The sequence below is a fragment of the Lachnospiraceae bacterium JLR.KK008 genome (genome assembly GCA_037015955.1).
Lineage (GTDB): Bacteria > Bacillota > Clostridia > Lachnospirales > Lachnospiraceae > VSOB01.
Genome location: CP143548.1, coordinates 1,365,601 through 1,378,361 on the forward strand (window position 1 = coordinate 1,365,601; position 12,761 = coordinate 1,378,361).

Consider the following 12,761-nt stretch of genomic DNA (forward strand, 5'->3'; position numbering starts at 1 on the left):
AAGGAGAAAGGTTATGAGAATTGGCAAAAAAGAGTTTCAGGTACCGGGGCATACATATGTGATGGGAATCTTAAATGTGACACCGGATTCGTTTTCGGACGGCGGTAAATTTAATGATCCCGATCAGGCACTTTTCCGTGTGGAGCAGATGATAGCGGAAGGGGTGGATCTGATCGATCTGGGCGGAGAGTCTACGAAGCCGGGTACCGATTATGGAGCGCTTACCCCCGGGGAAGAGACGGAGCGGGTCGTACCTGTGATCGAGAAAATCAGGGAAAGATTTGATATCCCGCTGTCTCTGGACACTTATCACAGCGAGACAGCGAAGGCAGGTATCGCTGCTGGTGTGGATATGATCAATGACGTCTGGGGACTGAAGTTTGATCCGCAGATGGCGAAGGTCATCGCCGAGGCCGGAGTTGCCTGCTGTCTGATGCACAACAGGAAAGAAGCGGTCTACGACAATTTTATCAACGATGTGACTTCGGACCTGGCAGAATGTATCCGTCTGGCGGAGGAAGCGGGCATTGCTGACAATAAGATCATATTGGACGCCGGTATCGGGTTTGGGAAGACATATGAACAAAATCTGAGACTGTTGAACGTATTGGAAGAGTTTCATATGTTTGGCTATCCTGTCTTACTGGGGGCGTCCAGAAAGTCTGTGATCGGAGATACGCTGCAGCTTCCGGTGGATGAGCGGCTGGAGGGAACGATTGCGACTTCGGTCGTTGCGGCGATGAAGGGTTGTTCCTTTGTCCGTGTCCATGATGTTAAAGCAAATGTGCGTGCACTGAAGATGACGGAGGCAATCTTACATGCCGGGAAATAATATTGGCTGGTATGGGAAAAAGGAAGACAGAATCCGTATTGAGGGACTGGAAGTCTATGCTCATCACGGAGTATTTCCCGAAGAGACGAAGCTCGGACAGAAGTTTTATGTCAATGTGGTACTGTATACCGATACCCGGTCTGCAGGGAGACAGGATGACCTTCATCTGTCCACGGACTATGGAGCCGTCTGTCAGTGGATTCATGCTTTTCTGACAGAGCATACGTTCCGTCTTCTGGAAGCGGCCACGGAGCATCTGGCGGAAGGTCTGCTGCTGGCGTTCCCTTTGATTGCGGCATTGGATCTGGAGATCCGAAAGCCCTCGGCGCCGATTCCCCTGCCGTTTTCCTCTGTCTCTGTGTCGGTCACGAGAGGATGGAAACGAGCCGTCGTTGCCTGTGGTTCCAATCTGGGAGAGAAAGAAACATATCTGAGAGAAGCGGCCGAAAAGATCGGAAGCAATGAAAAATGCCGCCTTCTGGAGCAGGCGGATCTGATCGTGACAGCGCCCTACGGCGGTGTGGAACAGGATGATTTTTTAAATGGGGCATTCTTGGTTGAGACATTATATGAACCGGAAGAACTGCTTGCCTTTCTGAACGGGCTGGAGGCGGAGGCGGGCAGGGAGAGACTTGTGCACTGGGGGCCGAGGACGCTGGATCTGGATCTTATCTTTTATGAGGACCGGGTCATACATACGGAAAAACTGACAGTACCGCATCCGGACATGCACAACAGAGATTTTGTACTCACACCTCTGGCTCAGATCGTGCCGGAGTGGGTGCATCCGGTCTTTCGGAAGACCGTTGCCGAGCTGCTGGAACTGCTGAGGCGGGACTGAGAGACAGGAAATGGTGTGACGGGAGAATAATGGGACTTGTGGAAGTCAGTTGGTTCATCTGACTTCCACAGCATCTTCTGCGGCTATAAAGGTACTCACCTGTACCGGTCCGTTGACAGGCGTGCGGTATACGGGGATCGGTTCATCATAAAGGTTGAAATAGACATATCTGGAAGTAATGTTAATGTTTTCATAGATGCCCTGAGATACGACTTCTTCGCCGCTTCCGTCGATCCGGATGCGTTTCAGTGCCGGTTCTCTGGCGTCACTTTTCTGATAGTAGATCATATCTCCGGCTACGTTGAAGAAATCCAGTCTGTCATTCGTCAGCACTTCCGCGGTCTGTGTGGAAAGACTGTAGCGGCACAGCCTGTAATCGGAAGAAATATCCATGTAATAGACATAATCGCCCTCTACGACCGGATTGTATACATTACCGGGATAGATGACGGAAATCCCATTGTTGTCCGCATCCAGCGCATAGAGATAGTGATCGCCCTGTGTGCCTCCGAAATAGATGCGGCCATCCTGCACACTGGCAGGGTTGATGACATAATCAGCGATCTCTTCATAATTTTGTTTGTCAATATCGATACGGCACAGAGAGGTGCCTTTTTTTGTGCTGTAAGACTGATAGAAAACGGTGTTGTCCACGAGGGAGAGGGAAGGAACCGGAACCCGTTTTAAACAGAGAGAGGACTTTCCATTTTTCTTGCAGCGGTAGAGCCCGTCAATACGGAACATGGAGGCAAAGTTATCGGACCCTCCGGTAGAACTCTGATAATAATAGAGATAATTGCCGGCTGCGTTCAGGGAACTGACTCTGGCATCGGACAGTTTTACAATCTCTGTCTCATCAGGATTCATCGAATAGAGAGTGTAGTTGTCATAGGCATTTGCAAAATAGACTTTATTTTCGTCTTCGCAGAACAGACCGCCGTTGTTCAGGTTGCCGGCCGTATTTCCCACCGTTCCTGCAGGGTTTTCCGGGACTCGCTTGGAGAGTATGGATAAGCTGAACAACACGGCAAAAACAGTGAAAGTAATGAATAAAAGTAAAAATGTTCTGAATTTTTTCATGACAGCCTCTTTTCTGATTGCTAAAAAATATGATCGGATACGGAGGGAATCTTTATGAGATTCCGAACTCTGCGTTTAAAATTATTGTAACGATTTTAGGAATGTTACGCAATATCTTTCTGCAAGATTTTCTGCCTCAGGCTGCTTGCACGGGCGATGGAATTGTTATAAGATATTTGTGAAAAAACGGAAAAAGAAGGGACATGAAAGATATGGATTTGAGCGAACTGAGACAGGGAATCGACGAGATAGACAGGCAGATCGTGGAGTTGTATGAAAGACGCATGGAAATATCCAGGCAGGTGGCGGATTATAAAATCAGTACGGGGAAAAAGGTATTTGATAAGGCGAGGGAAGAAGAGAAGCTGCGGACTGTCCGGGCGATGACGCATAATGCGTTCAACAGCCATGGCATCGAAGAACTGTTTGAGCAGATCATGTCCATGAGCCGTAAACTGCAATACCAGATGCTCACAGAAAAGGGAAGCCTGGGAAAACTGCCTTTCATCGGTGTCGATGACCTGGAGTCGGAGACGGCGAGAGTCGTATTCCAGGGAGCGGAGGGGGCCTATTCGCAGGCGGCGATGCAGCGCTATTTCGGCGATCAGGTCAACAGCTTTCATGTCGATACATTTCGGGATGCCATGAGCGCCATTGACGAGGGCAGTGCAGACTTTGCGGTGCTGCCGATCGAAAATTCCACGGCAGGTATCGTCAGCGAGATCTATGATCTGCTTGTGGAATTCGAAAATTATATTGTGGGAGAACAGATCATCCGGATCGAACACTGTCTGCTTGGCCTGCCCGGAGCCTGTGAGGACGGGATCAGAACTGTATTTTCCCATCCGCAGTCGCTGATGCAGAGTGCCAGATACCTGGCGGAAAAGGACTGGAAACAGATCAGTATGCCGAACAATGCTTTTGCGGCAAGAAAAGTGGCGCAGGAGGGGGACCGCAGTCAGGCGGCCATCGCTTCCGAACATGCGGCCAAGATATACGGACTGGAACTGTTAAAAAAAGGAGTCAATCAGTCGGACAGCAATTCCACGAGATTTATTATTGTCACGAATCAGAAAATCTTTAAAAAAGACGCGGATAAAGTAAGTATCTGTTTTGAAGTGCCACATAAGAGCGGCTCGCTCTACCATATGCTGTCCCATTTTATCTATAACAATCTCAATCTTTCCAAGATTGAAAGCCGGCCGATCGAGGATCGCAACTGGGAATACCGTTTCTTTGTCGACTTCGAAGGCAATCTGGCGGACAGTGCGGTGAAAAACGCACTGCGCGGACTGCGGGATGAGGCAAGAAATATGAAAATACTGGGGAATTATTAGGAGAAAGATGAGGGTGTTGTCATGAGAGAGCAGGAACTGATCTTATACAGAGAACCGGCGGGGGACGGTATTTTGTGTGATATGGCGTGGCTGACGGAGCATTACGCTGATTTTGATTACAGTGTGAAAGAAAAGGCAGCGCTGCTGTATGATTGTATACACAGATTGCTGGAGCTGGCCGGCAGCCATGGATTTTATGGGAATCTGTGGCACTGCTATCTCGCCGATCTGCTCGCCAATGACGAAAACAGTTACAGCACAGCGTGTGAAGTCGTTGGGAGCATTGAGGGAACGATCAACGAAGCGGCGCTGCATGATTTCGGGATCTGGAAAGAATTTTTTGACTGTGATTTTACGGAGATGACAGAGACCCTTCAGGTTCAGGGATTTTCGCTTCTTTTGGACTACCGGATCGGTAAGAGGCGGGGGAAGGTATACAATACCCGTATTCGTGACCGTATCTGTGAGCTGGCAGTGAGGCTTGCACAGACAGATGATGCGGCGCAGATGAAGGAGACAATGACACAGTTTTATAAAGAGTACGGCGTGGGCAAGTTCGGCCTGCACAAGGCGTTTCGGGTCGTGCACACACAGGATGGGGCACAGATCCAGCCGATTCTGAATATTGCCCATGTAACGCTTGATGATCTGGTGGGTTATGAGATACCAAAGAGGAAGTTGATCGAGAATACGGAGGCTTTTGTGGAGGGGAGGAAAGCCAATAACTGTCTGCTGTTTGGAGATGCGGGCACCGGCAAATCCTCGAGCGTCAAGGCGATCGTCAACGCGTATTACGACAGGGGGCTGCGGATGATCGAGATCTACAAACATCAGTTTCAGGATCTGCATGACATCATTGCCCAGGTCAAGAGCAGAAACTATAAGTTTATCATTTACATGGACGATCTCAGCTTTGAAGATTTTGAAATTGAATATAAATATCTGAAAGCTGTCATCGAGGGCGGACTGGAGAAGAAACCGGACAATGTGCTGATCTATGCCACTTCCAACAGAAGGCATCTTGTGCGGGAGCGGTTCAGCGACAAAGCGGACAGAGACGATGACCTGCATACGAACGACACGGTGCAGGAAAAACTGTCTCTTGTCTCGCGCTTTGGGGTGACAATCTATTTCGGCTCTCCCGACAAGAAACAGTTTCAGACGATTGTCAGCGTATTGGCGGAGAGAAACGGCATCGTCATGCCGCAGGAGGAACTGCTTCTGGAGGCGAACAAGTGGGAACTGGCCCACGGAGGTCTGTCGGGGCGCTGCGCCCAGCAGTTTATCGACCATCTGGCAGGGGCGCCGCTCCCGGTGCAGTCTTGAAAAAAACAGGTTGTAAGGATATAATGGAAAGTAGAGAATTATTATCAGTTTCTAAGATTTATGGGGTGTTACAATCGAAACAGAAGGGTGGATTATGTGAGTATGAAAACATTTGCGGCGATTGATGTGGGCTCTTATGAACTTTCCATGAAAATATTTGAGATTTCCCGCAAAGAGAAGCTGCGGGAGATTGACCATGTCAGACATCGGATCGAGCTGGGGACCGAGACTTACACGACGGGAAAACTGAGCCGGGAACGGGTGGATGAGCTCTGCCGGGTTCTGGGGGAATTTGCCAATATTATGAAAGCCTATCAGGTATCCGATTACCAGGCATACGGGACGAGCGCTGTCAGGGAAATGATAAACCGGACGGTTGTCCTCGAGCAGATCAAGCTGCGCACCGGCATCCATGTCGATGTGCTGAACAATTCGGAGCAGCGATTTCTGGATTATAAGTCAATCGCCTCAAAGGGAGAACTGTTCAACAGCCTGATTTCCAGCGGGACCGCGATTATCGACATCGGAGGCGGGAGCATTCAAGTCTCCTTATTTGATAAAGGAAGCCTTGTGACGACGCAGAATATGCGGGTCGGCATTTTGCGTATCCGGGAACATCTGTCTCAGCTCAAGTTAAAGTCTTCGCAGTACAGGGAGATCATAGAGGAACTGCTGTCAGGACAGATCGAAGTGTTTGAAAAACTTTATCTGAAAGGAAAAAAGATCGAAAATATCATTGTCGTCGATGAATATATTTCCAGTGCGCTCGGCAAAAAGGACCGCGGGCTGCTTGAAAATTATATTAACAGTGAAGTCTATACGGCGTTTGCGGAAGAGATCCACGGTCATTCGCTGTCTGAGGTGGGAAAGAGACTGCAAGTACCGGAAGAGAGTATGTTTCTGTTGTATATCTCCTCTGTGATGGTGCTCAAATTTCTGCGGACGATGGAAGCGGCCAGACTGTGGATTCCAGGTGTGACGCTCTGTGACGGCATAGCCTATGAGTATGCGGAAAAAAACAAAATCCTGTTTACGAATCATGATTTTGAGAAAGATATTATCGACTGTACACAGAATATCAGCAAGCGGTATATGGGCAGCAAGAAGCGGGGAGAGACACTGGAGAAGATCGCACTGACGATCTTTGACAGTATGAAAAAGGTGCACGGGCTCGGCAAACGGGAACGGCTGCTGCTCCGGCTGGCCGCACTTTTGCATGACTGCGGGAAATATATTACGATGACAAACGTGGGCGAGGCGTCCTATGAGATTGTCATGTCGACGGAAATCATCGGCCTCTCCCATATGGAACGGGAGACCGTGGCCAATATTGTCAGGTACAATTACCGGGAATTTGTCTATTTTGACGCCAGAGGCGAGAGTGGGCTGGATAAGCAGTCCTATCTGGTGATGGCGAAGCTGACTGCGATTCTGCGTGCGGCTACGGGACTTGACAGGAGCCATAAGGAGAAGTTCCGTAATATCGTGGCGGCGCTTCGGGAAGGGCAGCTTGTGCTCACAGTCGATACGACCAACGATATTACACTGGAAAAGGGCCTGTTTTCTGCTTCGGCCGACTTTTTTGAAGAGATCTTTGATATAAGACCTGTTATCAAACGGAAAAGGGGAGTGTAGCGTATGTCCGAGAAAGAGAAAAAAACTGATTATAAAAATCCAAAGTATTATACGAACAGGGAGCTGAGCTGGATTCTGTTTAACAGCCGTGTGCTGAACGAAGCCAGAGATAAGACGATTCCGCTGTTTGAGCGGCTGAAATTTCTGAGTATTACCGCGTCCAATCTCGATGAATTTTTCATGATCCGGGTAGCTTCCCTGAAAGACATGGTGTCCGTGCACTATGATAAACCGGATATCGCCGGTCTGACGCCGCAGGAGCAGCTCCAGGAGCTGGACAAAGTGACGCATGAGCTTGTCAGTCTGCAATATTCTACATATACCCGTTCTCTGCTCCCGCTTTTGGAGAAAAACGGACTGCACGTGATCCAGGCGCATGAAGATCTGACAAAGTCAGAGGCGGAGTATGTGGATCGCTATTTTAATGATAATGTGTATCCGGTGTTGACACCGATGGCGGTCGACTCCTCGAGACCGTTTCCACTGATCCGCAATAAATCGCTGAATATCGGGGCGCTTGTGAAAAAGAAGGGGGAGAATCACAAAGAGCTCGAATTCGCCACGGTGCAGGTGCCAAGTGTGCTGCCGCGTATCGTGGAGATTCCCGTCGGCAAGGATAAGGAAAATGTGCGGAAAGTAATTCTGCTGGAAGAGATTATCGAAAAAAATATTGAAAAGCTGTTTTTGAATTACGACATTGTGTGTGCCCATCCGTTCCGTATTATGAGGAATGCCGATCTGACGATCGAGGAGGACGAGGCGGCCGACCTGCTAAAGGAGATCGAAAAGCAGTTGAAAAAGAGACAGTGGGGACAGGCGATCCGCCTTGAGGTGGAAGCCGGCATTGACAAACAACTGCTGAAGATCATTGAAAAGGAATTAAATATCAGGGAGGAAGACTTATATCAGATTCCCGGGCCGCTCGATCTGACGTTTCTGATGAAGATGTACGGTATGGACGGCTTTGACCATCTGAAAAATCCCCGGTATGAGCCTCAGCCGGTGCCGGAGATGGAGGGAGAGGGCAGTATCTTTGAGAAGATACAAAAACAGGATATTTTACTGTTTCATCCCTTCCAGACATTTACCCCGGTCGTGGAATTTGTGAAACAGGCGGCGCGCGACCCGCAGGTGCTTGCCATCAAGCAGACCCTGTATCGTGTCAGCGGCAACTCCCCGATCATTGCGGCGCTCGCACAGGCCGCCGAGAACGGCAAGCAGGTGTCCGTGCTCGTGGAACTGAAGGCCAGATTCGACGAAGAAAACAACATCGTCTGGGCGAAGATGCTGGAGAAGGCAGGCTGCCATGTGATCTATGGACTCGTGGGATTAAAGACGCACAGTAAAATAACACTTGTTGTACGAAGGGAAGAGGACGGTATCGCCAGATATGTCCACCTGGGAACAGGCAACTATAATGACGCCACGGCCAAACTCTACACAGATATGGGACTGCTCACATGCAGTGAGGCGATCGGCGAGGATGCGACCGCGGTCTTTAATATGCTCTCCGGTTATTCGGAGCCATTGAACTGGAATAAGCTGTCCCTGGCGCCTCTCTGGCTGAAAGATAAATTTCTCTCCCTGATCCGCAGGGAGACGGAGAATGCCCGCAGAGGCAAAAAAGGGAAGATCATTGCCAAAGTCAATTCGCTCTGCGATATGGATGTGATTGCGTCTTTGTATGAGGCGAGTGTGGCAGGCGTCAAGATTCATCTGATCGTCAGAGGGATCTGCTGTCTCCGCGTCGGCATTCCGGGAGTCAGCGAGAACATTAAGGTGCGCTCGATCGTAGGCAATTTTCTGGAGCACAGCCGTATCTTCTACTTTGAAAATGACGGCGATCCGGAGATTTATATGGGAAGCGCGGACTGGATGCCGAGAAATCTCGAGCGTCGCGTGGAGATCCTGTTCCCGGTTGAGAAGGAAGAGTTAAAACAACGGGTGATTCATATTCTGGACATTCAGTTAAAGGATAATGTGAAGGCCAATGTGCTGACAAAAGACAACACCTACGAGAAGGCAGACGGCCGTGGCAAGGAGAGGCTGGATTCCCAGGATGCGTTCTGCCAGGAAGCGATGCAGTATGCCCTGGAAAAAAAAGAAGCATATGACAGCCGTATTTTTATTCCGGAGACGCACGTGTCGATATAGACAGAGCGTCGAAGGCCGGAAGAGCCTGCAGGCAGAGGAAAGAATAACATTGGGAGAGATTGCAGGAAAAGGGAAGAACAGGACCGGGAGAAAAGACAGAGTATGGATAAAAAACAGGTGATATTGGCATCGGCCTCACCCCGCAGGAAAGAACTGCTGGAACAGATGGGACTTTCCTTTCGCATTGTGCCATGCGAAAAGGAAGAGATCATAACAGGTGTTACTCCGAAAGAGATCGTTGAAAACCTCTCTTATCAGAAAGCGGAAGATGTAGCACAGCGTCTGCAGGATACAGGGGCTGAGTTACAGCAGGAGGGAGATTGCGGCCAGGAGGCAGGAGAGACAATGCTTGTCATTGGCTCGGACACAATCGTTGTCTGTGATGGGCAGATTATGGGCAAGCCCCATTCCGAAGAAGAGGCGTTTGCCATGATTCAAAAGCTGCAGGGCAGGACACATGAAGTATATACAGGTGTTACGATTGCCAGAGCGGGAGCAAATAACATAGCGTACGATACTTTTAGTGAATGTACCTCTGTGAAAGTGCATTCCATGGAGGATGAGGAGATTCGGGATTATCTCGCTCTTGGTGAGTCTATGGATAAGGCAGGGGCATATGGGATTCAGGGCGGCTTTGCCGTCTTTGTGGAGGAGATTCAGGGAGAGTACGGTACAGTGCTGGGACTTCCTGTCGCGGCGCTGTATCAGGCCCTCAGAAGACAGGGAGTCAGAATCCGGCAGCATGAAAATGTAGAACATGAAAGAGGAGAAAAGTTGAGAAGATGAAAAAAGCGGTTGTGTTTGATCTCGATGGGACGCTGTCAGACAGCATTGTATCGATCGCCTATTGTGCCAACAGGGTACTGAAAAAGTTTGATCTGCGTACATTTGACAATGATGACTACAAAAAGTTTGTGGGAGACGGGGCGAAAGAGCTGATTCGTCGTGTACTGTGCAATCAGGAGACAGACAGGACAGATCTGTGTGAACCGGTTCTTGAGGAATATATGAAGCTTTTTGCCGTGGACTGCATGTATGAGGTGAAGCCATATGCGGGAATTGTGGAACTGCTCGAAGAACTGAAAAAGCGTGGCATCCGTGTGACCGTATTTTCCAATAAACCTCATGAAAATACGTGCAAAGTGATCCACGATCTGTTTGGAGACGAGGTGTTTGACGTTGTACAGGGGCAGACTGAGACGATTAAGAAGAAACCCAGTCCGGACGGCGTGTATCTGATCTCGGAGAAGCTGGGGATTCCCGTGGAGGATATGCTCTATGTGGGTGATACCGATACCGATATGCAGACCGGTAAAAATGCGGGAGCCTTTACGGTCGGTGTGCTGTGGGGATTCCGTGACCGGACGGAACTGGAGGAAAACCATGCGGATGCGATCATAGCCCATCCGCAGGAGCTGCTGAACTATTTATAAAATCCACAGGAAGCGATAAGAAATCTACAATAATGAGAAAGGAAGAGTTTCATGCAGTTTGACGATGCGGTGTTACAGTGTTTTTTGTCTCATCAGCTTCAGCTTTTTCCGCAGGCGGTAGCGGAAACACTGGCGGAAGCGGAACATTTTCTCGAGGAATGTATGGCAGTCGTCGTGGAATCACCAGGAGAAGTATGGGAATACTTTGAGGAAACGGGGATGGACATTGATGGCAGCGACGAGGAAGCGATTCTGGAGGCCGATGAAGTATTTGCTGTGGGAGACGGCAGGTATCTGATCGTGGAAGGGTAGAAGCGGCCGATACAGAGATTATTACAGTACCGTATAAAAAAACCGGAAGTCCGTGCAAAGACTTCCGGTTTTTTATGATTCCTATGTACGAAGAAGCTACTGCTGATCGCAAACGGTCATACACCAAAAAACGATTCCAGAAAAGGAACAAGACCGTCATGGTTGTTGTCTTTTTCCGTAATGACATCGGCGGCAGCCTTTGCGCCGACAGAACCGTTGCACATGGCAACGCCCAGACCGGCGGCTTCTAACATGGAGATGTCATTGTCCTGATCCCCGGCAGACATTGTGTGGGAGATCGGGATATGCAGATGCTCCGCCAGACGGACCAGAGCGTCTCCTTTCCCGGCGCCTGCCGGAAACATTTCCAGTAATCTGTCAGTAGAACAGATCAGGTTGACATGTCCCTGTGCCCAAGGGAGAAGAGATTCACGGAGCGCTTCGATCTTTGAGCGGTCGTCGAGTGTGATCGCCAGACATTTGAAGGGAGGTTTTTCGAGAGCGCCTGTTATGTCATCGGTGAGCAGAGACGGCATATGGATATTTTTCTGATAAGCAGTCAGCTCCGGTGTCTGTCTTCTGGCGACAATCTCCGTGTCAGTGTAGGTATGGCAGTGGAGACCTGCCTTTTCGCTCGCTTGCAGTACATAGCTGGTCTCCTCCATAGTGAGACGGATCTCGGAAACCACTTCCTTCGTCTGGGCATTGACGATCAGACCGCCGTTGTTGGCGATATAGTAAAGGTTTTGATCAGATATGGGGAGGAGCTGTCTTGCCTCAATGACGCTGACAAGAGGTCTGCCGGAAGTGATAGCCAGATAATGACCTGCGTCAGTCAGTTTTTTCACGGCTTCGATGGTGGCCGGTGTCATCGTTTTTTCCTTTGTCAGAAGCGTTTCATCCAGATCTGTAAAAAATATTTTCTTTTCCATGGAAAGAGTCCCCTTTCTGTTACGGTTGTTATATTACGGGTGGTGCCGGTGACGATCGAGTTCATTTAAAATATCATCTGATATATATAAATTTCCCCTGCCTGTGCCAAGATCAATCTCCGGTTTGTTGGAGCCGTGAAAATCGGAGCCGCCTGTGATGAGCAGATGGTATTTTTCAGCGAGACGGAGCATCTGTCGCTGCTCCCCGGCGTTGTAGGTGGAGTAAAAGGCTTCGATACCGGCCAGACCGTTCTCCACAAGTGTGCGGACAAGGCCGTCAAGAACCGCTTCGCTCATATGATAGAGCGGCGGGTGAGCCAGCACGGGGATACCGCCGGCTTCCAGCACAAGCCGTACGGCCTGCAGGGGCGTTACCTTTTCACGGGGGATAAAGCAGGGGGCGTTATCCCCGATGTAGCGGTCAAAGGCTTCTTTCATGCTTTTCACACAGCCATGTTCGAGCAGATAGCGGGCATAGTGCGCTCTGGTGATGACAGCGCCGGGATTGGCCGCTGTCAATGTCTCATAAGTAATGTCGATCCCGGTGTGTTCCCGTAACCTTTCACACATTTTTTCATTTCTGTGCTCTCTGGAAGAGACGAACTCTGCCAGGGCAGATAAAAAAACAGGCGTTTTATAATCAATATAGAGACCCAGCACATGCACATCTTTCTTATCATAAGAGGTGGAGAACTCAATGCCGGGAATGACGACGACAGGCTGGTCTGCAGCGGTCTCCATTGCCTCGTCGAGTCCGTCCGCCGTGTCATGGTCGGTCAGTGCAAAAGCAGTCAGCCCCTTCTCGACTGCGTATTGGACGAGCCGGGAAGGGGAGAGCGTGCCGTCCGATTTGTTGGAATGTACGTGCAGATCTATCAT

General features: G+C 49.6%; 12 protein-coding genes. 9 read left to right on the top strand and 3 right to left on the bottom strand.

Annotated features, from left to right (window positions below):
* Window positions 1-13 precede the first annotated feature (13 nt).
* Together folP and folK are read left to right on the top strand one after the other, a co-directional pair.
* Window positions 14-832 carry a dihydropteroate synthase gene (folP, locus tag V1224_06865; GenBank protein ID WWR17145.1) on the top strand — a complete coding sequence of 273 codons (819 nt, stop codon included), beginning with the start codon at window positions 14-16 and terminating at the stop codon, window positions 830-832.
* Entirely contained in the window at window positions 819-1,673 is an 855-nt protein-coding gene (gene folK / locus V1224_06870) for a 2-amino-4-hydroxy-6-hydroxymethyldihydropteridine diphosphokinase (protein ID WWR17146.1), read from the top strand. Before folP ends, folK begins: the two co-directional genes overlap by 14 nt.
* A gap of 54 nt (window positions 1,674-1,727) precedes the next feature.
* Here folK and V1224_06875 read toward each other — a convergent pair whose 3' ends face one another.
* A complete protein-coding gene (locus V1224_06875; protein WWR17147.1) occupies window positions 1,728-2,753 on the bottom strand; it encodes a DUF5050 domain-containing protein in 1,026 nt (341 codons plus the stop codon).
* Between the two features lie 212 nt (window positions 2,754-2,965).
* Here V1224_06875 and pheA point away from each other — a divergent pair, with 212 nt between their 5' ends.
* From pheA to V1224_06910, 7 genes are all read left to right on the top strand, one after another.
* Window positions 2,966-4,090: a prephenate dehydratase gene (gene pheA, locus V1224_06880; GenBank protein WWR17148.1), complete on the top strand. Its 1,125-nt coding sequence runs from the start codon at window positions 2,966-2,968 to the stop codon at window positions 4,088-4,090.
* Window positions 4,091-4,111: 21 nt separating this feature from the next.
* Window positions 4,112-5,416 (top strand): ATP-binding protein, encoded by a 1,305-nt coding sequence (locus V1224_06885; protein ID WWR17149.1) that lies wholly within the window; start codon window positions 4,112-4,114, stop codon window positions 5,414-5,416.
* 102 nt (window positions 5,417-5,518) lie between these two features.
* Complete coding sequence (locus V1224_06890) at window positions 5,519-7,051, top strand: HD domain-containing protein (GenBank protein WWR17150.1); 1,533 nt, start codon at window positions 5,519-5,521, stop codon at window positions 7,049-7,051.
* A gap of 3 nt (window positions 7,052-7,054) precedes the next feature.
* The gene (locus tag V1224_06895) at window positions 7,055-9,205 is read left to right on the top strand and encodes an RNA degradosome polyphosphate kinase (GenBank protein WWR17151.1); all 2,151 of its coding nucleotides are present in this window, start codon (window positions 7,055-7,057) and stop codon (window positions 9,203-9,205) included.
* Window positions 9,206-9,307: 102 nt separating this feature from the next.
* Entirely contained in the window at window positions 9,308-9,991 is a 684-nt protein-coding gene (locus V1224_06900) for a Maf family protein (protein ID WWR17152.1), read from the top strand.
* Window positions 9,988-10,638 (top strand): HAD family hydrolase, encoded by a 651-nt coding sequence (locus V1224_06905; GenBank protein ID WWR17153.1) that lies wholly within the window; start codon window positions 9,988-9,990, stop codon window positions 10,636-10,638. Before V1224_06900 ends, V1224_06905 begins: the two co-directional genes overlap by 4 nt.
* Window positions 10,639-10,689: 51 nt before the next feature.
* On the top strand, window positions 10,690-10,950 hold the full coding sequence (locus V1224_06910) for a glyoxalase (GenBank protein ID WWR17154.1): 261 nt from the start codon (window positions 10,690-10,692) through the stop codon (window positions 10,948-10,950).
* Window positions 10,951-11,066: 116 nt separating this feature from the next.
* Here the strand turns inward: V1224_06910 and V1224_06915 are convergent, their stop codons facing one another.
* Both V1224_06915 and V1224_06920 read right to left on the bottom strand, forming a co-directional pair.
* A complete protein-coding gene (locus tag V1224_06915) occupies window positions 11,067-11,882 on the bottom strand; it encodes a Cof-type HAD-IIB family hydrolase (protein WWR17155.1) in 816 nt (271 codons plus the stop codon).
* 33 nt (window positions 11,883-11,915) lie between these two features.
* The gene (locus V1224_06920; protein ID WWR17156.1) at window positions 11,916-12,761 is read right to left on the bottom strand and encodes a PHP domain-containing protein; all 846 of its coding nucleotides are present in this window, start codon (window positions 12,759-12,761) and stop codon (window positions 11,916-11,918) included.